18 protein-coding genes are annotated in these 22590 nt (G+C 61.0%); 3 read left to right on the top strand and 15 right to left on the bottom strand.

Annotated elements, in window-relative coordinates; genetic code table 11:
• Positions 1-125: 125 nt before the first annotated feature.
• The 8 genes from AC07FD_RS34985 to AC07FD_RS34950 form a co-directional block, all read right to left on the bottom strand.
• Positions 126-605, bottom strand: coding sequence for a class I SAM-dependent methyltransferase (locus tag AC07FD_RS34985; protein WP_478353528.1), 480 nt, complete (start codon positions 603-605; stop codon positions 126-128).
• A gap of 212 nt (positions 606-817) precedes the next feature.
• Positions 818-1999, bottom strand: coding sequence for an ABC transporter permease (locus AC07FD_RS34980; RefSeq protein WP_478353527.1), 1182 nt, complete (start codon positions 1997-1999; stop codon positions 818-820).
• Positions 1996-2994, bottom strand: a complete 999-nt coding sequence (locus AC07FD_RS34975) for an ABC transporter permease (RefSeq protein ID WP_457155012.1) — start codon at positions 2992-2994, stop codon at positions 1996-1998. The genes AC07FD_RS34980 and AC07FD_RS34975 overlap by 4 nt, the downstream gene beginning before the upstream one ends.
• A gap of 2 nt (positions 2995-2996) precedes the next feature.
• Positions 2997-4895: an ABC transporter substrate-binding protein gene (locus AC07FD_RS34970; RefSeq protein WP_478353526.1), complete on the bottom strand. Its 1899-nt coding sequence runs from the start codon at positions 4893-4895 to the stop codon at positions 2997-2999.
• On the bottom strand, positions 4892-6787 hold the full coding sequence (locus tag AC07FD_RS34965; RefSeq protein WP_478353525.1) for an ABC transporter ATP-binding protein: 1896 nt from the start codon (positions 6785-6787) through the stop codon (positions 4892-4894). Before AC07FD_RS34965 ends, AC07FD_RS34970 begins: the two co-directional genes overlap by 4 nt.
• Before the next feature lie 176 nt (positions 6788-6963).
• Entirely contained in the window at positions 6964-8292 is a 1329-nt protein-coding gene (locus AC07FD_RS34960; RefSeq protein ID WP_478353524.1) for an adenylate/guanylate cyclase domain-containing protein, read from the bottom strand.
• A 263-nt stretch (positions 8293-8555) separates the two neighbouring features.
• Positions 8556-9899, bottom strand: coding sequence for a nucleotide sugar dehydrogenase (locus AC07FD_RS34955; RefSeq protein ID WP_478353523.1), 1344 nt, complete (start codon positions 9897-9899; stop codon positions 8556-8558).
• An 85-nt stretch (positions 9900-9984) separates the two neighbouring features.
• The gene (locus AC07FD_RS34950) at positions 9985-11163 is read right to left on the bottom strand and encodes a DUF3095 domain-containing protein (protein ID WP_478353522.1); all 1179 of its coding nucleotides are present in this window, start codon (positions 11161-11163) and stop codon (positions 9985-9987) included.
• 74 nt (positions 11164-11237) lie between these two features.
• Here AC07FD_RS34950 and AC07FD_RS34945 point away from each other — a divergent pair, with 74 nt between their 5' ends.
• Both AC07FD_RS34945 and AC07FD_RS34940 read left to right on the top strand, forming a co-directional pair.
• Positions 11238-12326: a glycosyltransferase family 4 protein gene (locus AC07FD_RS34945; protein WP_478353521.1), complete on the top strand. Its 1089-nt coding sequence runs from the start codon at positions 11238-11240 to the stop codon at positions 12324-12326.
• On the top strand, positions 12323-13108 hold the full coding sequence (locus AC07FD_RS34940; protein WP_478353520.1) for a polysaccharide deacetylase family protein: 786 nt from the start codon (positions 12323-12325) through the stop codon (positions 13106-13108). The genes AC07FD_RS34945 and AC07FD_RS34940 overlap by 4 nt, the downstream gene beginning before the upstream one ends.
• Here the strand turns inward: AC07FD_RS34940 and AC07FD_RS34935 are convergent.
• From AC07FD_RS34935 to AC07FD_RS34920, 4 genes are all read right to left on the bottom strand, one after another.
• Positions 13088-13942 (bottom strand): MBL fold metallo-hydrolase, encoded by an 855-nt coding sequence (locus tag AC07FD_RS34935; RefSeq protein WP_478353519.1) that lies wholly within the window; start codon positions 13940-13942, stop codon positions 13088-13090. The two genes, AC07FD_RS34940 and AC07FD_RS34935, sit on opposite strands and share 21 nt — an antisense overlap.
• Positions 13943-14071: 129 nt before the next feature.
• Positions 14072-14521 (bottom strand): cyclic nucleotide-binding domain-containing protein, encoded by a 450-nt coding sequence (locus AC07FD_RS34930; protein WP_095083929.1) that lies wholly within the window; start codon positions 14519-14521, stop codon positions 14072-14074.
• 182 nt (positions 14522-14703) lie between these two features.
• On the bottom strand, positions 14704-17418 hold the full coding sequence (locus AC07FD_RS34925; RefSeq protein ID WP_478353518.1) for an ABC transporter transmembrane domain-containing protein: 2715 nt from the start codon (positions 17416-17418) through the stop codon (positions 14704-14706).
• Between the two features lie 16 nt (positions 17419-17434).
• Positions 17435-17692, bottom strand: coding sequence for a hypothetical protein (locus tag AC07FD_RS34920; RefSeq protein ID WP_478353517.1), 258 nt, complete (start codon positions 17690-17692; stop codon positions 17435-17437).
• Positions 17693-17775: 83 nt separating this feature from the next.
• On the opposite strand from AC07FD_RS34920, the gene AC07FD_RS34915 reads away from it, so the two are divergent.
• Positions 17776-18447: a class I SAM-dependent methyltransferase gene (locus AC07FD_RS34915; protein ID WP_478353516.1), complete on the top strand. Its 672-nt coding sequence runs from the start codon at positions 17776-17778 to the stop codon at positions 18445-18447.
• A 90-nt stretch (positions 18448-18537) separates the two neighbouring features.
• Here the strand turns inward: AC07FD_RS34915 and AC07FD_RS34910 are convergent, their stop codons facing one another.
• The 3 genes from AC07FD_RS34910 to AC07FD_RS34900 are packed head-to-tail and all read right to left on the bottom strand — an operon-like array spanning position 18538 to position 22191.
• Entirely contained in the window at positions 18538-19734 is a 1197-nt protein-coding gene (locus tag AC07FD_RS34910) for a glycosyltransferase family protein (protein WP_478353515.1), read from the bottom strand.
• Positions 19731-20975, bottom strand: a complete 1245-nt coding sequence (locus AC07FD_RS34905; protein ID WP_478353514.1) for a glycosyltransferase family 4 protein — start codon at positions 20973-20975, stop codon at positions 19731-19733. Before AC07FD_RS34905 ends, AC07FD_RS34910 begins: the two co-directional genes overlap by 4 nt.
• A 1-nt stretch (position 20976) precedes the next feature.
• Positions 20977-22191, bottom strand: a complete 1215-nt coding sequence (locus AC07FD_RS34900; RefSeq protein ID WP_478353513.1) for a glycosyltransferase family protein — start codon at positions 22189-22191, stop codon at positions 20977-20979.
• Positions 22192-22590: the final 399 nt, after the last annotated feature.

The following is a 22590-nucleotide window of genomic DNA, read 5'->3' as shown; positions in this document are numbered from 1 at the left end:
ACCGCTCTACTGCATGTCGCCCAAAAGTAGCCCGGCTTTGGCGCAACGACATGCATAAAAACAAGACTTAAAATGCGTCGCCTGAATCCGTTTCAACGCGACGCGCTTTGGGTCGTCTCGGCCCCTCACACACGCCTATAGACAAATAGACGATCGGTGGGCACCGAAGGCGGAGGCGGGAGGCGTTGCAACTGCGGGTGATGGAGCGGTATGCCGCTGACCGCGAAGCCCCCGACGCGAAGCAGGTGCGCAATCAGATCGGGAAGCCAGCTAAGGGTCACGACATCGCGATCTTCATGGCCGGTACCGAGGTCGGCATTGACAAGAGCGGCGTCGATACCAATGAACCTGGGCGCCGTCTCGCTTATCTCGCCGAGCACGAGGTTTTCAGCGTCGGGAATTGAGCTGTCGTGTGCGGCAAGTGCGCGGTCGAACGCCACGATCCGGCGTCCGGGCAGGCGCTCGCGCAGGTGGTGGAACGTCCGGCCATTGCCGAGGCCGAGTTCGAGCACGGGGCCCTCGATCTTCGCCACCTCGACACAGACTTGATCGAGAATGTCGCGCTGTGCGGTCATCCTGCGGATGAAACTCTCGAGGCGACTCATATACGGTTGTATGTCCTGAACCAGCCCAAGAAATCGGCGACGCCCGCGACCAGGGCGGTTCGCGGCTGAAACCCGAGGGCGACGTGTTGAACCCCGATCGAATTTCGCCGCGTATAGAGGCGAACGGCAAACATTGCAACAACCGGACAGGCCGCCGGCAAGGATCATACCGGGGTGGAGCAGGCGGCACGGCGCGCGGCGGAATAGCGATCTCACTTGTAGGGGTCCGCGGCGTCCCGCAAGCCATCGCCGAGGAAGTTGAACGCCATGATGACGAGAACGACGGGGAGCATCGGCAAAAGCAGCCAAGGATAGAACGCGATCACGTTGACGCTGCGCGCCTCGGTGAGCAGGATGCCCCAGCTGGTTATCGGCGCCCTCAGGCCAAGCCCAAGGAAGCTCAGCGCCGTCTCGCCCAGGATCATGCTGGGTATGGAGAGCGTCGCCGTCGCGATCAGATGCGACATGAAGCCGGGAATGAGGTGCCGCCCGATGATGCGGCTGCTATTGGCGCCCATCAATTGCGCGGCCAGAACGTAATCCTCCTCGCGCAAGGCCAGAAGTTTTGAACGCACTGCCCGCGCCAGTCCGGTCCAGTCGAGCAGCCCGAGGATGACGGTGATGCCGAAATAGATCACCGCCGGACTCCAGGTTATCGGCATGATCGCCGCCAGAGCCAGCCATAGCGGAATGCTGGGGATCGATTGCAGAACTTCGATGATCCGTTGAACGATCAGGTCGAAGATACCGCCGTGATAGCCCGCCAGTCCGCCGATGACGATGCCGAGCAGGAAGCTGAAACTGATGCCGACGAGGCCGATCGTCAGCGAAATGCGTGCGCCATAGATGATGCGCGAGAGCACATCGCGCCCCAGCCTGTCGGTGCCGGCCAGGAAGAGCTGGCCGTTTTCGGCAGGGCAGACCAAATGCCTGTCACCTTCGATCAGGCCCCAGAACAGGTAACTGTCGCCCCTGCAGAAGAAACGGAGCCGCTGAACATCATCCTGGTTCTCGATGTAGTTCCGCTTGAGCGTGTCCATATCCAGCGTCATCTGGCGGCCATAGACGAACGGCCCGACGAACTCGCCGTTGTGGAACAGGCGCACCCGCTGCGGCGGCGCATAGATGTAGTCCATGTTGCGCGTGTGCAGATTGTAGGGCGCCAGGAACTCGCAGATCAGTATCCCGGAATAAAGCACTGCCAGGAATATGCCGGATACAAGGGCAAGCCGGTGGTTTCGGAATTTCCACCACATCAACCGCAACTGCGACGCCTGGAAGACCTTCGACTGCTCCGGCGTCATCGCCTCGACCGACTGCAGGTCAAGGGGCGCGGTGGAAACGTAGTGTTGCAGTGGAGCACCCGGAGCGGGCAGCGGCGAATGCGTGTTCATTTGGTGCTACCGCCCTGCAAACGAATTCGTGGATCAAGCAGCGCCAGCGCCAGGTCGGAAATCAGGACGCCGATGACCGTCAGGAAGGCCAGGAACATCAGGAACGACCCTGCCAGATACATGTCCTGGCTTTGCAACGCCTTGATCAGCATCGGCCCGGTCGTTTCCAAAGACAGCACGATCGCCGTGATTTCGGCGCCGGAGATGATGGCCGGCAGGATAGAGCCGATGTCGGAAATGAAGAAATTGAGCGCCATGCGCAGCGGATATTTGACCAGCGCCTTGAAGGGATGAAGGCCTTTGGCGCGTGCGGTCACCACATATTGCTTGTGTAGCTCATCGAGCAGATTGGCGCGCAACCGCCGGATCATGCTTGCCGTGCCCCCGGTGCCGATGATCAGGACCGGGATCCAGAGATGGGCGAGGATCGACTTCGCCTTGGCCCAGCTCATCGGCTCGCCGAGATATTGCTGGTCCATGAGATGGCCAATGGATGTGCCGAACCAGATGTTGGCGAAATACATCAGGATCAGCGCCAGCATGAAATTCGGAATGGCAAGGCCGAGAAGGCCGAAGAAAGTCAGGCCGTAGTCGCCCCAGCTATATTGGTGCGTGGCGGAGTACATGCCGATCGGAAAGGCGATGAGCCAGGTGAAGATGATTGTGACGAAGGAAACCAGCACGGTCAGCCACATTCGGTCCCCGACGACGTCGCGAACCGGCAGCTCATATTCGAAGGAATAGCCGAAATCGCCCTGCAGCATCCCGCCGACCCAGTAGAAGTAGCGAACGACCACCGGTTTGTCGAAACCATATTCCTTGCGCATCATCTCGATGCGGTCGGAATCTACCGCTTCGCCCTGAGCCCGAAGCTCGGCAACATAGCTGTCGAAATAGTCGCCTGGGGGAAGTTCGATGATCGTGAACACCAGCGCCGATATGATCAGCAGCGTTGGAACCATCACAGCGATACGCCAGACAAGATATCGAAACACGCTCAGGACTCTCCAAGCCAGAATGTATCCGGCATATAGACACCGAAATAGGAAGTCGGGTCGTAGCCGTAGAGCGCCTTGTCAGGCAGATTGCGCAGCCGCGAGGATGCCAGAACCGGCTGATGCGTCCCGTTCACCGTGCCGATCGAAAACACCTGATCGGTATAGATCGACAGCATTGAAGTCCAGATTTCGGCGCGCTCCGTGCTTTCGGTCGATGCGTTCCAGCGCGCGAGTAAAGCCATCAACTCGACCACAGGCGGAAGATCGGGCGCCTCACCCATCTTGCCATGAGACAAATAGTGAGCACCCCAGAGCGGCCATTGCAGCTGATCGTCGATGGTGGGGGCCAGCTGGTACGGGTTCATATCGGGGGTCGGCACGCCATTGTCGATGCCCGACCACATCGACATCATGATCTGGCCGCCAACCGCGCGGCTGCGGAAAATGTCGCGCTGCGAAGTCCGGATGAACAGGGCGATGCCGATCTTGCGCCAGTGATCGGTGATGAGTTCGAGCGCGTCGGTTTCCAGCGTGCTTTCGCCGGCCGTTTCCACGATGATTTGCGCCGGGCGTCCATCGGGAAGTATCCGCACCCCGTCATCGCCACGCTTCTGAAGCCCGGCCTCGTCGAGCAGGGCATTGGCCTGGTCGGGATCATGGGCGACCCAGGCTTTCGCGAATTCCGGCCGGAAGAGCGGGCTCTCCGGCAGCACCGTATCGGCACTTTCCTGCGCCAACCCGTAGAACACAGCCAAATTGATCTCGCGCCTGTCCACAGCCAGCGAAAGTGCGCGGCGCACGCGCACATCACGGAAAAGGCCACGCCACACCAGGTCAGCACAATTCAGATTGGGCAGCAGCGCCAACCGCGAACCCTGTGTGCGTTTCCACAGATGCATCTTCACCGGGTAGCGCTTCTCCGCATCCTTCAGGAAGGAGTAATCGGTGAAGTCAATTCCCAGGCTTTGCAGGTCGCTCTCGCCCGCACCGGTCTTGGCGGAAATGATCGTCGACGAGCTGACGTTCATGACAATCCGGTCAACATAGGGCAGTTGCCGGCCATTCTCGTCTATTCGATGAAAGAACGGATTGCGCTCGAAGACGAACTGCTCAGCCGGCGGCTTGGTCCGGTTCTGCCAGGGATCGAGCGTCGGCAGTTCCGGGTTCTCCGGGCGATACTGCCGTGACATGCGGATATGCAGGAGCGTCCATTTCCGGGCCCGGTTCTCCTTCATGAGGCCGGCGAGCCGGAACGGATCCTGGTATTTCTTGTGGAACTGCTTGAGATAGGCGGCCGGCAGAACAAGCGATAGCGGCGCAGCAGCGGCGAGCTTGGGCAGGAAGTCGGGATTGGGTGCATCCCAACTGTAGCGGACCGTCAACGGATCGACGATCTCGAAACGTGGCGGCTTGCCGTCCGCCATCAGGGCCGGGGCAAGCCCGCCTTGCGAAAGCTCATCGTTCAGCCAGACATCTTCCCAGCAATAGCGAAAATCCTCCGGCGTCAGCAGGCTACCGTCAGACCATTTGTGCCCTTCCCGTATCTTGAAAGTGAAGACACGATCATCCGCCACGTCGAAACTTTCGAGAATGTCGGCTTGCATGTTGAGCTTTTCGTCATAGCCGACCAGGCGGGCATACCCGTAGATCGTCATCATCCGGATATCTTTCTGGCTGCCGATGATCGTACGCAGCGTGCCGCCATACTGGCCGGGCTGCCGGCCCATCGCAGCGAGATTCACCGCGCGTGGGCTCTTGGGCAGGCGTTCGGCGAGTGCCGGCAGCGCCCTGGCCTTCAGCTCCGGCTGAAGAAATTCCGGCTCCAGATCGCCGGCGCGCGACGTGCCCGGCAGAAATGCCGAAGCCATGAGGCCAAGGATGGTGCGCCGGCTGATCAATGGCGTAGCTCGCTGACATCGGCCGAACGTCGGGCCAGCACCAGGTGGCCGCCGCCAAGATCGAGCGGCGACAGCACATCCTCCTCGCCCTCGTCGCGGAATTGCGGTCCCCACGCGCTGGTGTCGGATGCACCGCTGAGCTTCAGCGTCTTGAAATCCATCGGCCTGTCGAGATCGGGGAAAGGCACTGCGGCGACCAGTGAGCGCGTGTAGGGGTGGACCGGTTTCCGAAGCAGAATTTCGCGCGGCGCAAGCTCGACGATACGCCCGCCGCACATCACCGCGATGCGGTCTGCCATGTAGTCCACCACTGCCAGATTGTGGGATATGAACAGGTAGGTCAGGCCCAGTTCCTTCTGCAGGTCCTTCAGAAGGTTCAGGATCTGTGCCTGGACAGAGACATCGAGCGCCGAAACCGGCTCGTCGCAGATAAGGAGTTCAGGCCCCAGCGCCAACGCCCGCGCGATGCCGATACGCTGGCGCTGCCCGCCAGAGAAACTGTGCGGATAACGCTTGATGAAGCGCGGATCGAGCCCGATTGCCTGCATCAGGCTCTTGACCGTGGCGAGTCGGGACGCGGCATTGCCACGTTGATGGATTTCCAGCGGCTCGCTCAAGATGTTCTCCACCGTCATGCGCGGTGAAAGCGACGAAACCGGATCCTGGAAGACCATCTGGATTTTCGCGCGCAGCATGCGCAGGGCGTTTCCCTCGGCTTCCAGGACCTCGATCGGTCCCTCGCGGCCGTTGAAGATCACCGAGCCGCCACTGGGGGTGACAGCCCGCATGAGGATTTTGCTGACGGTGGTTTTGCCGGAGCCGCTTTCGCCGACCAGACCCAGGCACTCACCCCGCCTGATATCGAAGCTCACGCCGTCCACGGCGCGAACGGAGGTTTGATGACCCCCGCTGAACCATCCGGACTTGCGGGTGGTGAAGGTCTTCGTGAGATCCCTGACCGACAGCAGGATGTCGTCTGGCCCCTTCGACGTCGGCGCCGTCTGCTTGCCAAGCAGGTTCTCGACATTCACCGGCACCTCGCGGAGCGCCTTTAGCCTTTCGCCAGGCTTCAGGTCGAAATGCGGAACGGCTGCCATCAGGCCCTTCAGGTAAGGGTGACCTGGCCGGCGGAATATCGCCTCGACAGGTCCCGCTTCCATGATCTCGCCATGGTAGATGACCACCACCTCGTCGGCGACATTGGCGACCACGCCGAGGTCGTGCGTGATCAGCAGCATCGCCATGTTCAGCTTGGTCTGAAGCTCGCGCAGCAACTGCAGGATTTGCGCCTGGATGGTGACGTCCAACGCCGTGGTCGGCTCGTCGGCGATCAGCAACGCCGGCCGGCAGATAAGCGCCATGGCGATCATGGCGCGCTGACGCAATCCTCCCGAAAGTTCAAACGGATACATGTCATAGGCTCGCTTGGGATTGGGAAACCCGACAAGGCCGAGCATTTCCTCGGTCCGCGCCTTGCGCTCCGCCCGAGCCATGGGCGTATGAATCTGCAGGGATTCGCTGACCTGGTTGCCGATCGTGTGCAGCGGCGACAGCGACGTCATCGGCTCCTGGAAGATCTTGCCGATGCGGCTGCCTCTCAATGCCCGAATTTCGGGCCCGTCACGCGGCATCTGCAGGATATCCTGCGTTGTGCCGGGCTTTTCAGGATCGGAAAACAGGATACGGCCGCGAACATGGGCAGTCTTCGGCAAGATGCCCATCACGGCCTGGCTGAGAACCGATTTTCCCGAACCGGACTCGCCCACAAGCGCGGTAACCTTGCCTGGTAGGACGCGAAGATTCGCACGCCTGACGGCATGCAACGGTCCACCGATAATGGCAAAAGAGATGCCAACATCTTCGATCCGCAGCAAGTCAACACCCGAATTCATACCCGAATTCATTCTCACACCAGCCCCACTCTGGCGGCCTGCCTGGCTCAGGCCCAGAAAAGCGAGACTAGCGCATTGCCAGCCTAGAGCAACTTGGATTCTAAACGGTCGCCAGTTCCCTGACGGAACCGGCGACCGGACTGCAGACCAAAAGCGTTCGGATCAGATCGTGGCGGTTACTGGAGCTTCCGTCGGTCGCCCGCCGACAGCCGGGCGGCATCGCGATGAAGCAGCATGACCTGCTCGGCGTCCGATATCCGATCGTGAATCGGCTCCATCGCACTGTCTTCATCAAGCGCGAGAGCGCCCGACAGATCGGGTGAAAGCACCGTCAGCTTCTTGATGCCCGCCAGTTCCTCGTTACCGAGCGTCAGCCAGCTGTTGGTGCCGCAATAGCTGGCGAAGTCTTTGCTGGCGAGAACGCTGTGCGGATATTTCTTGGTCAGCGTCTGGAGGCGCTGGACCTCGTTTACAGCAGAGCCGAAGACAGAGAATGTCAGCCGGTCGGTAAGGCCGACATTGCCGAACATCACATTGCCGACATGCAGGCCGATACCAAAGCCTATGTCGCTCAACCCCTGCTGTTTCCTGCGCAGATTGAGATCCATCATGCGCGCGCTGGCCTTGTGCGCTGCCGCAAGAGCTGCCTGGCAGGCGATCTCGGACTGCGAGCGGTGCCTTTCGCAAGGGTAGACCGCAATGAAGCCATCCCCTATGAAACTCATGATCTGCCCGCCTTTGCGATTGAAAGGTGCGGCAACGGCGTCGAAAAACTGGTTCAGGGTATCGATATAGATTTCGCGGCCGGAGGTTTCGGCAAGCCTTGACGACCCGCGCATATCGGCCATGACCAGGGCGGCCCGGATTGTATCGCCCTCGCCGCGCTTGATCTGGCCGTCCAGCACGCGCCTGCCGGCGTCGCCGCCGAGATAAGTGGTCATCATGTTGTCGGCGAGCTTGGTGAGGACCGCCATCTTGGTTGCGATAGCGAGATGGTTCTGGATGCGCAGCAGCGCCGAAATCATGCTGTCGCTGAAGCCGGCAGCACTGTCGGTCGACCAAGACCCCATCATGCCCTGCGTGGTGTTGCCGCTGAAGGGATGGACGAAAGCCATGTAATCGGTGACGCCCATAAGCCTGAGTTCATCAAAAACAGGAAACTCCGACGGCACCGACGGGTCGAACCGGCGCCGCAGATGGTCGAGCTTGTTGCTGAGCAGATGGTAGTATGGGCTGGTCAGGAACCTGTCGGACAGCACGCCGCCCTCCTTGCGGAAGCCTTCCACTTCGATGCCCTGGCCGCGAAACCAGGTGAAGCCAAGCGCGTCATAAAGCGGATGAAGCATCGAAAAGCTCAAATGCACCCGCTTCAGCGGCAGGCCGGCGGCCGCCAGCCGTTCACAAAAGCCGTTTACCAATGTTTCCAGGTCATTGCCGGCCAGCGCCGATTGGGTCAGCCAATCGGCAACCTTATCCACGAGGATGGTGGAAATTTCTGTGCTCATGCTGTCTCCAAACCCGTCCAAGATGGGCCACTCCTTTGATCCGCCACAACACAGTCCGCCAATGATCCAAGGATAAGACCCCCGAAGTCAATAAAGCCGGCTTCGGCGGAAAAACCCGGCGAAGAATTTCCCGAATGACTGTCTTTGCAGGCAAGGGGCGGGCGTAACTGCATCTATCTGTTGCGCCATCATGTGGCGAGGCTGCCGGCGGAGTGCAACCACGATCCTGACATCGGTCGAAAAAATTCGCCGGCAAGACGCCGTCAGGCCTTCACCACCGTTTCTCGGGCTAGCCCGAGGCGGCCAAAAACATTGCGCGTGTCGACGATCAGCAGAGCGTGATCGGCGATCGCCTGATAGTCGATCGCATCGTGGTCGGTTGCAACGACCACAGCATCGAAATCCTTCAAGGCCGCCTCGGTCAATTCGACCGAGCGACGCCCCTTGATCGCCATATGCTCCCGTGTGCTGGGAATCTCAGCCACATGCGGATCGTGGAATTCCGCCTTGCCGCCCCATTCCTCGATGAGTTCAATGAGCCGCAATGAGGGGCTTTCGCGGATGTCGGGCACATTCTTCTTATAAGCGAGCCCGATGATGAGAATGCGCGAGCGGCTGAGCGCCTTGCCGCAGCGCCGGTCCAGCGCCTTCGCCAGTTCATCGACAACATGACGCGGCATAGCCGTGTTGATCTCCGCCGCCAGTTCGATGAAGCGGGTCGGCAGTTCGTATTCGCGCGCCTTCCACGTCAGGTAGAAGGGATCGATCGGAACGCAGTGCCCGCCAAGTCCGGGGCCAGGATAAAAAGGCATGTAACCGAAGGGCTTGCTCTTTGCCGCCTCGATCACCTCCCATATGTCGATGCCCATCGCACCGAACACGACCTTCAACTCGTTGACGAGGGCTATGTTGACCGAGCGGAAGATGTTTTCCGTCAGCTTGACCGCCTCGGCGGTCGCCGTGGTGGAAACCGGAACGACGGTCTTGACCACGCCCTGGTAGAAAGCCTGCACGAGCGTCGCCGCTTCAATGCCGTCGCCTGCCACGATCTTGGGGATCGTCGCGACCTCAAAGCTGCGGTTGCCGGGATCCTCTCGTTCGGGCGAGAAGCCGAGGAAGAAGTCCGTCTTCGACAGCAACCCGGTTTCTTCCAATATGGGCTTGATCACGTCGTCGGTCGTGCCGGGATAGGTGGTCGATTCCAGCACGATCATCTGGCCGAGACGCAGATGCTTGGCGATGGTGGCTGCGGTGTCCCTGACGAAGGAGAGGTCCGGCTCGCGGTGTTTCGTCAGCGGTGTCGGGACGCAGATGATGATGACATCGCAGACCGCCAGTTCGGCAAAATCCGCAGTGGCCCGGAACCGTCCGCTCGCCACCTGGCCGGCAAGGGCTGTCGACGTCACCGCCTCGATGTAGGATTGGCCGGCGTTCAGGCTCTCGACCTTCCGGGCTTCGATGTCGAAGCCGGAAACCGGGAAGCCGGCGCGTGCGATCGCAACCGCCAGCGGCAAACCGACATAGCCCAGTCCGATCACGCCGACTTGCGCGGTGCGCGTCGAGATACGGCTCAGAAGACGGTCATATGTCGATTGTGAGGCGTCCAAGAATCTGCTTTCCCGTCAATTCGGACAGGCTGTCCGCTCCCATGGCCGAGGCATATTGCGGAAAAACGATTTCCGCAAGCCGTCGTCAGACCGGCACCTTCGCCTTCAGGCTTGCGGCAGCCATCGCATAGCCGCCGGCGGCGCCATCGATGAAATGAAGGTGATCGCGCTGCAGCGGCGAGGCGACGAGGCATGTCATCAAGGCCGATTTCTGGCGGTGCAGGCCATAGTTGCAGATGCCTGCCTCTTCCGCCTGTTTCAGCCGGTTCTCAATCCGTTGCAACACATCCGCGTCAACGTCGATGGTCATCTTCAAGCCGTCATCGAACTTCCGGAAATCCGAATTGCTGGCTACCTCGCGTTTGTAGACCTTCGGATCGAAACGGCCGATCGTCCAGCCATATCTATCGGTGATAGCCGTAAGCGTCATCAGGAACACTATCCACAGCTTCGACAGCCACCGCCATCCTGCCGGCGCCGTGGCCCGCGCCTCGATATCGAGGCCGGCGGGCAGCAAACTATAGCCCGGCCCGTTCACGGGCACCGGGTGGCCATCGCGTTCCTGCCTGCCGGCAAGGGCGATGATGTCGGAAGCCAGGAACTGAAAACCGCGCAAGTCGCGCGACGCCCCCGGTATGGCTATGATCGAGACGATTTCGCCATGTCGGGCTTCGATTGTGTTCCAGCGGCAGGAGAGGCCGGTCAGGTCCGGCCGCGCGCCGGCCCGCGCAGGATCGATGCGGTAGCGCCCCGCTTTCATCTCGGCTTCCGCCCAACTGCCGCCACCGCCGGCGAACATGGCATAGAAGACTGCTTCGGAGGCCTGGAACCGCGCCACGCGAACGTCGAAGCCGTGCGCTCTTACATCCTTTATCGGCACGATCGCGGCACGCAAGGTCAGGTCCAGTTCGTCCGCCACCCATCTCTGGACAGCCGCCAGCGCGTTGCGGGTGATCTCCAGCGCCGAGCCGGGAAATGCCACGAGCGCGCCGTCGCCGCCGAAGACAAAGGGAAGATCTTGCCGGCCCAGTGCATTGAGCAGCGCCGAGATGACGCTGGCGCCGGCCATATTGACGGTCTTATAGCGCCCAGCCTCGATCGCCTTGGTCGAGCCGACGATGTCGGCGGTGGCCAGCGCCCAGCCATCCGGCAAAGGCCGATAATTGTCGATATCGGCAACGCTTTCGAACTTTGCGAATACCGGCAAGGACGCGACAAACGGGTCGGGCGCGACAGCTGTTTCCATGACCATCAGATAGCACATTCCACTGCTTGAAGGTGAAGTCGATCATGCTACGAAATTGACTTGCGCAGACTTTCCGATGATAGGGTCGCGCGATGCGAATTGCCTTCTACGCGCCGCTGAAGTCGCCCAATCATCCCGTTGCCTCCGGCGACCGCCAGATGGCACGGATGCTGGTCAAGGCGCTGGAGCATGGAGGGCATAGCGTCGAACTGGCATCCGAACTGCGCTTCTATTTACGCGAGCCGGAGCCGAAAAGTTTCGATGCGCTCAAGATCGAAGCCCGAGAGGAAGCCGCACGGCTGACCAAGCTTTGGGATCGTCACGGCAAGCCCGATCTCTGGTTCTCCTATCATCCCTACTACAAGGCGCCCGACCTGATCGGGCCCGAGCTGGCATCGGCCTTTGCCGTCCCCTATGTGACCGCGGAAGCCTCCTATTCGAGGCGGCGCAACGCCGGCTTGTGGGCCGACACGCAAGCGTTGGTGGCGCGAGCCGTCGAACAGGCAGTGCTGAACATCTGCTTCACGCAAAGGGATCGCCAAGGACTGGCAGATGCGATTCCCGGCGCCGCTCTCGGTATGCTTTCGCCCTTCATCGAGACGTCGGCATTCCGGGAAAAGCCGGCACGGGGTTGTCCGACGCGCCTGGTTACCGTCGCCATGATGCGCCCGGGCGACAAGGTCGAAAGCTATCGCATGCTGGCGCAAGCGCTCGGTCCGATCGGCCACCTGCCCTGGACCATGTCGGTCGTAGGGGACGGGCCCGCCCGTGACGAGGTCAAAGCGCAATTCGCCGGCTTGCCGGCCAACCGTATCGAATGGCTTGGCGCGATCGAGCCGGCCGCCGTGCCTGATGTGCTCTACAGGGGGGGAATCTACGTCTGGCCGGGCTACGGCGAGGCCTATGGCGTTGCCTATCTTGAAGCACAGGCCGCCGGCCTTCCGGTGGTGGCTCAGAACATCGCCGGCGTGCCGGAGGTCGTGCGGGATGGTCAGACCGGGTTTCTCACCCCGCCGGGCGATGTGGCGGCGTTCGCTTCCGCCATCGAAAGGCTTCTGGCCCGTAACGACGAAAGAACCATCATGGCCGGAAAAGCCAGACGTTTCATCCTCGAAGAACGCTCCCTCGGTGCTGCTGCCGCGCGTCTGGCCGAACTTCTTTCGAGGATCCCCGTTTCATGACACCCGATCGGATCTGGCAGCCCTTGGTGGAAGAACTGGCGCGCTGGCAACGGGCGGGCAGCAAGGCGGAGTTCTGGCTGCGCGACGATGACGCCGTGGAGCCGACGCCTGAGCTTGATCGGCTGCTCGACCTCACAGGTGAATTCGCGGTTCCGGTCACTCTGGCCGTCATTCCGGCCCTGACGGATGAGAAGCTTGTCGTCCGGCTCGACGAGGCGCCGCACGCCACGGTCGCCATCCATGGCTGGGCGCATCGAAATCATGCGCCCGGGGACCAGAAAAAGCAGGAGCTCGGCGCGCATCGGCCACGCGCGGCGGTGATGGATGATCTGGCTCGCGGGCTGTCGCGCCTGACCGGCCTGCACGGCGCACGTGCCGTTCCGATGCTGGTGCCACCCTGGAACAGGATCGACGCCGGCCTGGTATCCGACCTTGGATCGATAGGATTTTCGGCATTGTCGGTCTATGGGCCGCCGAAGCCGGCTTCCCTGGCGGTCATCAACAGCAATGTCGACATCATGGATTGGCATGGCACGCGCGGCTGCCACGATCATGGCCTGTTGGTTCAGGCGATCGTCGCGCAATTGCAGCATGCACTCGACGGCGGCGAACCGGTCGGCCTGCTCACCCACCATCTCGTCCATGATGAATCGGCCTGGCTTTTCCTCGAACGGCTGTTCACGCTCACCGCGCGGACTGAAGCCTGCGCATGGCTTCCGATCAGGACATTGATCGGGCGCAGCGCCGGCAGGGAAAATAGCTCAGCGCTTCTTGTGCAATGAGACTGGGAATTTGAGCGTCTGGCCATCGCGCGCGGCAAAAGCGCCGGCAAACCTTTTTTTGGCCAGTTTCTCGATCTCGTCCAGTTGCTCGTCGGTGCGTGTCGGATCGTGGTGAAACAGGGCGAGCCCCCGCGCACCGGCCGCCTCACAGAGCTTGACGCCCTGTTGCCATGTCGAGTGCCCGTGACCGCGGCGGCGTTCCATTTCCTCCTCGGTGTAGGTGCAATCGTAAATGACGAGGTCGGCATCTGCGATCAGGCTGAGCACCGCCTGATCGAGTTTGTCCGGCTCGTGCTCGGTGTCTGTGATCACCGCCACGACGCGGCCGCCCCATTCGACCCGGTAGCCTATGCAGCCGCCCGGATGGACAAGGCTGCCGGTTCGGACCACAACCCCATTGCGCGGCCGAAGCACCTCTCCGGATGCGAAATCGTGGTAGTCGAGGCTTGCCTTGCAGATATCCAGTGTCACCGGAAACCACGGCGGCCGTATGAACTCATCGACCATCTGCCTGGTCGTCATGCGTCCTGCAAGATGCCCGGACCAAAGCGCAATCTTGACGCTCCGGTCATAGATCGGCGCAAACACCGGCAGCCCGATGATGTGATCGTAATGGCAATGGGTGAAAAACAGGTCGAAATCGGACACGCCCGACGCCCGAAGCGCCGCGCCGGCAGGCCGTAGGCCAGAGCCCGCGTCGAACAGAAGCGTATGCCTGCCGCATCGCATCTCGATGCAGATAGTGTTGCCGCCATAGCGGGAGAATTCTGGCCCCGATACCGAAATGCTGCCGCGCACCCCCCAAAACCTGACCAGGAAAACATCGTCGTCCATGCTAGCCCTTCGTACTGCCCGTCACCCATCGTAGCCAAACAACGGCTGCTAGGCGAGACAGGTTTTCTCCGGGTGGCCCTCTCAGAGGCCGTGCCATCGCGACGGCGAGGATTGAATGCGCGCCATTCGTTATTTAGCGCTTCGTGCGTCGATCAGATCCGCGGTCGTATGGCTTAGGCGGTCGGCAAGAACCCGCAATATCTCGATGGTCATTTCCGGGTACTCCCGCATAAGCCTCAGGAAATGGTCCTTGCGGATTCTCAGGGCTTCCACCGGACTGGCCGCTCTGACGGTGGCTGTGCGCGAGCTGTTGCACAGTATGGCGATCTCGCCAACAATCGAATTTGGCACCATTTCGGCAATTTTTATCGGTCCGCTGTCGGAATCGACCAGAATATCCGCGCTACCTGAAAGGATGACATAGGCGGCGTCTCCCTCGTCGCCCTGCCGGAAAAGGATCTGGCCGGCGCTATAGCTCACGCGGTCGGATGTGAACGCAAGCAGCTTGAGCTTTGTCGACTCGATGCCGGAAAACAGGGGAATGCGTTGCAGCATTCCAACTTCATCCTTGAGCAGCATTGTCGCAAACCTCCCAAAATTCGCGTTTGCCAGACTAGAGCAACGAACGCCCAGATGGAATCAATTCTGTTTCCGGGATGGCGAAGCGAACCACGCGATGGCGAGCCTGATGTCGTGCGATCGGACGATGCCGCCTGACAAATTCCCACCGGCAGAATGATCCCATCTGAATGTCCATCCCTCTATGACAGCAGTTCCTTGAAGATACCGTTGCCTGCCAAAAGTGTCTCGTGTGTTCCGTCTTCCACCAATTGACCCGAGTCGAAGACGACAACGCGATCGAACATCGCCGCCATTGCCGGACTCGTCACGACCCACACTATTGCCGGCGAATGGCCGTCGCACCTGGCTGCCTCGAGCACGTTTCGCAGCACCTTCTCCTGCATGCGATGGTCGAGCGCCGACAGCGGCCGGTTGAGAATGAGAAAATCGGGACGCTTGAGCAGGGCCCGGGCAACATCGAGCTTCTGTCGCTGTCCACCGGTCAGCCGCCTGCCGCCGGAGCCGACGTTGAAGTCGAGGCCGACATCCAGCAGTTCGGCATAGAGCCCAAGTTCGTCAAGAATGTCATAGACGATGGAGCGTATGCGGTCCGGCGCGTCGGGATGGCTGTTGCCCACACGCCCGAACAGGACATTGTCCATGACGGTGGCCGCGGCAATATATTTGGCGGGATCATACCGTTCGATCGCATCTTGCAGCTCGGGCGGCAGGTTTTCATAGAACCGGTTGCGTGCCGCGACGATCTTGCTCATCAGTTCGTCGCTGAGCAGGCCGAAGCGGTGGCGGGGCTCGATATAGGCAAAGCTCAAGGTGACGATCATGGCGCGGTCGTTCTCGGAAACCGCCTCGTGGGGACGGTTCTTGAGCCGTTGCAGCAAGGTTTCGTAGGCGGGTATCTCCTCGGCGCTCATGAAGGCGAGCTGCTGGAAGAACTGGTGATCGGGCGGCAGGTCGGCAAACAGCTCGATCGCCTGTTCGGCGATCTCCATGCCCATTTCGTAGAGCGTGCGGTCGAGGCCAGCTTCTTTCAACACGGAAGCAAAATAGGGATTGGCCGCCAGAGCCCTGTCGGCCAGCTTGGGGCCGGCGGCAGCGCCGAAGAGCAGGTTTTCGCCGATCGTTGCTTCCTTGTTGTAGGCGCCGGGTTCGAAAGGAACCACCAGTCCGCTCAGCCCTTCCTGTTCCAGCCGGGTTCGCAGCGCCGCACGCAGTTCGACGATCCGCCTGGCAAGCTCCGTGTGACGCGTGAGGTTGGCCGAAGAGCGCAAGCCAAGATCCAGAATGTCGCGCGACAGGACAACCGCGTCGAGCACCCGACGCACGGCTTCAAAGAGGTCGTGCGGGCCGGTAGCGCCGGCGGAAGCATAGTTGATCCAGTCGCTCTGGATATCAAGATCCGGATTGCCCGACCGGCGCGCCTCATGCATGTTCCAGCGGTGCTGGTCCGCCGCGGCGCCATCATAAGTCACCGGCGTCAGCGGCGCATGCTTCAACCCGTAGAGCAGGTTGTCGCGAAGGCTTGCCTGGAACAGGAAAACATCCGACGAGGCATAGGACATGCGCCGGCCGGTCACTGCTTCGGGGAGTTCAAGCAGGTCATCGGCGCCCGAAGCGACCTTCCCGCTGGCCGGCCAGTTCAGCCGCGCGAAAGCTTCTGCAAGCGCCTCCGCGGCACCTGTTGCGGTGCTGACCAGCGCCACCGTCTCACCCGGCTTGACCTGGAGGGAGATACGGTCGAGCAGCATCGCACCGCCATCGTCCGCGATGGACACACCGATCGCCGACAGGGGGTTGGTCATCGGGCCGGGATCTTCGATCGTCAATGCCCCGATTCTCGGCTCGATGAGACCGTCGACGGTGAACTGTTCAACGACCTGCTGATATTTGACCTGGACATCCTGCCGCGCCTGATCCCAGTCGATCAGTTCCTTCATCGGGCCGGGCAGGTCCTTGTAGGCGCTGATCACGGCCACGAGCTGGCCGACGTCCAGCCGCCCCTGAATGACCAGATACCCGCCGATCATGTAGAAGAGAAAGGGCGTGAGCTGCGCGAGAAAATTGTTGAGGAACTTCACCATGAATTTCCATTGGTAAAGGTCGAAGCGGATCTTGAAGATGAGCCCGAGCCGGGCAGCTATGTCGGCGCGCTCGTAGTTTGATGTATCGTGGACGTGAACCGCGCCGATGCCGTCGACGATTTCGCCAACCCGGCCCGAAAGCGCACGCGCCGTCAACTGCCGCTCGCGCCCGAGCACGATCAGCCGCCGCCGCATTCGCGGGATGAGCACGATCTGGATCACCACGATCACGACCGCTATCATTCCGAGCCAGACGTTCTGGACCATGATGAACAGCATGGCCGTCAATGCCTGGCCGCCGAGCAGTACTGGCTGCAGGAAGGCATCGCCGATGAAGCCGCCCAGCGGCTCCACCTCGTCCTTCACCATGGTCGCCACTTCGGCGGATTTCACTCGCTTGAAGTAAACCGGAGGAAACCGCAGCACACGATCGACCAGATCGAAGCGGATACGCCGCAGCATGCGTTCGCCGAGGCGGCCCTTGTAGGTGTTGATGTAGAGTTTGAACAAGCCGTTGATGACGACCAGCAAGAGGAACACAAGGCTCAGGGCAAACAGCGTCTCCTTGCGGTCGAGCTGAAAACCGGAGAAGAACTGGACCTCTCCAATGAACGGCAGGTTGTAGTGTAGCTTCATGAATGACCGGGTCGCGCCAGGTTGCTCGAAGCCGCTACCCTGGATCGGGCCGTTGACGATCAGCTTCGGCAGGTCGAAGGACATGAAATACGGGATCATCGAAAGCAGGACGATGATCAATATCCAGACCTGCTGCTTCTTGGTGTGCGTCCAGATGTAGCGAGCTAGGCTGGGTTCCATATGCGACTGTGGACCTTCAGTTGGAAGGATGCAGGATGTAAGAGCACCTGCTGGCGAATGGCGGATCGGCGATTTCTTCGTCGCCAGCGACAAGCTCGAAGCTGCAGTGCACGGAGATTGTCCTGCGCTCGACGATGTAAGGAACCTGTGAGGCGGCGCGTTCCAGCACGAGGCCGCAGTTGCGCGGCTGGCGCTGGCGGATCGACGCCGATGGTCCGGACAGACGCAACAGGCTCTCTCCGGCACCGGGCAATGGCGAAGTGGCTTGCAGCATAATCACGTCCGCGAATCAAACGGCCTTGCGGGAGGCAAGATTGCGTTGTGTCGCCCGAAATCCCAACATACAAGACGAATATGATGGATGTTACGCAACCGCGCAATGCCGGCATGGACTGGCACGAGCAAGCCCTGGATCTCACGCGGGGAATTGCTGCCTATGTCAACTGCCCTCTCGTGGCAGGGCTGGCGCGCGTCGTCGCCAAGCATCCTGAGGCCGATATCGCCAATGCCTTCAACCACAAGCAGGTCGCCTGCAAGATGTGGGCGCGCGATAGGCTGTTCGAAAGCTTCGGCGGCCGGTTCGGCCGCATATGGGTTCTGGGTGGATGGTACGGCGTCTTGCCGGCGATGCTTCTCAACGACGCTCGCTTCGACGTCGCGGCGGTCGATAGCATCGACATCGATCCCGAAGTCGCGCCGGTCGCCCGGACCCTCAACCGGGAAGCTGGCGACCGGTTCCGGGCGGTCACAGCGGATATGTACGCACTCGACTATGCGGCCGGGCGGCCCGACCTGACGGTCAATACGAGCTGCGAGCACATAGCCGATCTGCGCGCCTGGCTTGCCCTGCTCCCGCCGGGCACGACTGTACTGCTGCAATCGAACGATTATTTCAGCGAGCCGACGCACATCAACTGCGTGGCCTCACTTGCAGCCTTCGAAGCCATGGCGGCGCTGCGGGAGGTGCGGTTCTCGGGCGAACTGCCGACAAAAAATTATACGCGCTTCATGCTGATTGGAACTGTTTGATGGCATAGCGCGTAGCGCTTTCCCTCAGGGAATTTGCGTCAAAACAAAGAGATAGGGCGGTCCTGCGTTTCCGTGCAAAGATGAACCGCTCTAGGATCCATCGTCTGTTTGATCATGAACTTTTCGGAAACCGGTCCCCAGTTTCAGAGACCAGGTTCGATACCGCTCGTGCAGGATTTGCGCCGAGTGACGTGCGCCTTCCAGATCGAGACGATGCGCGGATGGCGTCGGTCCCACAAGCGCCTGTTCGATCGCTTGCGCCAAACCTTCAGGCGTCAGGTCCTTTTCCGTCAGCACCGTTGCAAGACCGAGGTCTTCGAGCATCAGGGCGCGAACCGTCTGTTCGGTCTCCCCGCCGACTGCAAATGGAACGAGCAGGGAGCGACAACCCGCGCGCAGGACATCGCAGACCGTGTTGTAACCCGCCTGCGAGACTGACAGGCGGGCGCCGGTCAGCAGGCTGGCGAAATCCTCGCGGAACCGGAAGATGGACAGGCCCGGCGTGGCATCGCGTGCGATCGCGTCGAACTCGTCTTTCGGCAGGTTTGGGCCGGTGATCAAACACCATTTCCAACCGTTGTTGGTATTGCGCGCCGCGGCGATGGTGGATCTGACAAGGCTCTTTCCGGCAGCCCCGCCGCCAACCGACACCAGAACGTCGAAGCGCTCGGAGGCTGCGGGCGACGGCGGCGCGGCAACGAGCCCTGTGTAGGTGACCTCGGCCCTGATCGCTTCAGCCAGTGGAAATGTCTTGTCGATGGTTGCGAAACCCGGATCGCCGTGGACCATGACAAGGTCAAAATGCCTGTTGATGAGATCGACCGTTTCCTCGTTTCGGCCCGGCTTGACGCGCTCCTGAAGAATATCACGCACGGACGTCGCCAGCAGCGGTCTGGGCGACGTCGCGTCGATGGCCTCGATCAGCGGCAAGAGTTCGAAACGCATCTGCCGGCGCCCAAATGGAAACGCCTCGACAATGACGATATCAGGCCTGCACTCCCGGAATGCCTGCAGCAGCATCTCCGAACGCCGTTTCTTGAAATCATCGTCGATGGGTTTGCCCTGCAGGTCGACAAGTCCGGAAAATCCCTCATCGCCGGAGGTGACAGGTGGCAGGGTTACAGATCTTACACCCGGTCCCGGAAACCCCGCGATCGGCGCTCCGCCAGTCACGACGGTGACGTCAAACCCGTCATCGGCCAGAGCCGCCGCAATGCGGCTGGCGCGCGCGAGATGGCCGATGCCGAGCAGGTGCTGGACATAGAAGAAGACGCGCAGCCGCTTCATTCGGCGGCCCGCCACTCCCGCTCGAACAGGTCCTTGAGCTGCCCGATGCTTGCCGTATGATCGAAATCTCCACGTACGCGCTGCTCCGCGGCGTCGCCGAGGCGGGCACGCAGCACGGGATCACGGATCAGGCGCTCCAGCGCCTGTGCCAGGGCGATTGGGTTTTCCGTCGGAACCAGCAGCCCGGTTTCTTCAGGCGACAGAAGCTCCGGCACGCCGGAAATATCGGTCGACACGCAGGCAAGCCGCTGGCTGGCCGCCTCCACCAGGACATTCGGCAGACCGTCCCGGTCGCCATTTGCGGTGATCCTGCAGGCCAGGGCGAAGATGTCGGCGCAGCGGTAGTGCTCAAGCACCTCCTCCTGCGCAAGCGCGCCTTTCCAGGCGACGCGATCATCCAGTCCGAGCTTTTGTGCCAGCGCCTTGAGCCGTTCCAGTTCCTCGCCGCCGCCGATATGCTCGAAACGCCACGCCAGATCACCGGGCAAAAGGGCAAGGGCCTCCAGCAAGGTATCGTAACCCTTCTTCGCGACGGCGCGCCCGACACTCAGGATTATGACCGGTTCGTCCCACGCCGAGCCGTCATGCTGTTTTCGCGCCGCGCCGAAACTGCCGAAGCGATCAAGGTCGAGCCCATGATAGCTCAGATGCACGGACGAGTTGCCGTTGGCGAGTTTCGTCAGACGGTCGAAGCCGGTTTTCGTGCAAGTGACCGTCCAGCGCGCCGAGGAAAGCTTGCCGGCCAGATCCCAGTCCGCCGAAGTCCAGATGTCCTTGGCATGGGCCGAGCAGCTCCAGGGCAGGCCACGAAGCAGGCTGGCATAGCGCGTCACCGATGCCGGCGTGTGCGCGAAATGTGCGTGCAGCCAGCCCGCGTCTTCCGGCCATTCGGCCGCCAGCACGAGCGCTTGCCCGAAACGGCGCGCGCGATTGCGCGTAAAGTCGCGGGGGATGTCCGTTGCCAGCGATCCGAGCGCGCGCCAGAAGCCCGGTCGCAGCAGATGAGCAAACAGCGAGCGAGCCACGCGCAGCGGCTCTTCATGCAGATATTCCGGCAGATAGTGGACCGGCGCTTTGATCTCGTCATGCACGGGGTGGCGTTTTGCGTCGGTCGGCCGCCTGAGCGCGAAGAGTATCAGGTCGAACCCCGCACGCTCCAGACCGAGCAGTTCCTGCGCGATGAAGGTTTCCGACAGCCGCGGATAGCCTTTCAGAACCACGACGATCTTGCGATGTTGCAACTCAGTTCATGCCTTCAATGACCGAAAGGTGATGGCCGGCACGCCGCTCGAGCAGTTCCGCGACGATTTCGGAAATATGAGGCAGCCCTTCCAGCGTCAGATGCGGATTGCTCTGCGATGGGCGGGGCCGGTCCGCCAACACCTTCAGTGCATCGGCAAACCGCTGGGAATCCTTGGCTTCTTCCGGCAAAAGCATCTCGATGAGGCCGAGTTCGGCTGCGCGCCGTGCGCGGATCAGCTGTTCCTCGCGGGGCTTGACGCGCGGCACGATCAGCGCCGGCTTGTCGAAAGACAGGATCTCGCAATAGGTGTTGTAGCCGCCCATCGCCACGACCGCCTTGGCGCCGGCAATCAGGTCTTCCATGCGGTTGTCGAACTCGATGATCTTGATATAGGGGATCTTGGCCCCCTTCTTCAGCAGCTTGTTGCGCTTGCGCGCCGGCATGTAAGGCCCAAGCACGATCAGCGCCCTATGCTGCAATTGCGGATCCTGCTGATAGGCATCGAGGACGTCGTGGATCAGGTCGGCGCCGTCACCGCCGCCACCGGTGGTGACGAGGATATAGTCGCCCTCGGGCCGGTGGCCGGGCATCTCGTTCCGCTGCAGGCTCCGTTGCAGGAAACCGACGAATTTCATCTTTGCCCCGACAGCCGACGGCACATCCAGGCCGGTCAACGGATCGTAGAAATCCGGCGGACCATAGACCCAGATCTTGTCGTAGAACAGGCCTATCTTGCGCATCACGTCCCTGCGTGCCCACTCTGCTTCGAGCAGATGCGGCGCGTCCATCACCTCGCGCAGGCCAAGCACGAGCGTGGTGCCCCGCGTCTTGAGATAGGACAGCGTGTCCTCGATCTCACCGCGCAGGCCGAGCGGTTCCTTGTCGACGATGAAGATATCTGGCCGGTAGGTCTCGGCTGTGTGGCGGATGATCGACTGGCGCATCCTCAGCGTCTCATGCAGGTCGATGTGCTTTTCCAGCGAGGTGTATTCGCCGTTGCGCAGCTTGATGACGCTGGGGATCTTCACGAAGTCGACACGGGCGCGGTAGTCGAAGGCGCCGGCGATGGTCGCACCCGAAATGATAAGCACCTGAAGTCCGCGGAAATCTTCGACCAGCGAATGCGCGATCGTCCGGCAGCGCTGCAAATGGCCGAGCCCGAACGTGTCGTGGCTGTACATGAGAATTCGAGCGTTTTGTACGTGCTGGGTCATTGTTGAACGTCTTCTAGAATTCTCGCCTTGAGGACCGTGGGCCACTCGCAGGCTTCGAAACTCGCGGGGCTACCGACCTGTTTTGAAACATGAGGGCGCAATTTTCAATTTGAATTACCCAACAGGGTCCATCTGCTGAAGCCAGGAAACTGCGTCTGCTCAGCTGCCCGCTTGCCACATGTCTAAGCGCAATGGAAGCAGTCGGAATAGCAAACGGGGTGCCAGTCGGATATCAGGGTGAAGCCAAGATCGGTCGATTTATAGCAAACTCAACGGTTTATCGCATCATAGCGGAGATTAGGATAGGGCGGCCTTGGCAGAAATTGGTGTTGCGAGGGTTGGGCTCGAGCGTTCGAATCGCTTCAATCGCCTCCAAATTTCCTTTTATGTCTGAAAAGA

Source organism: Mesorhizobium waitakense, from assembly GCF_056431085.1.
The sequence above is the reverse complement of the archived record's forward strand: the minus strand, read 5'-3'. Positions and strand labels throughout refer to the sequence as shown.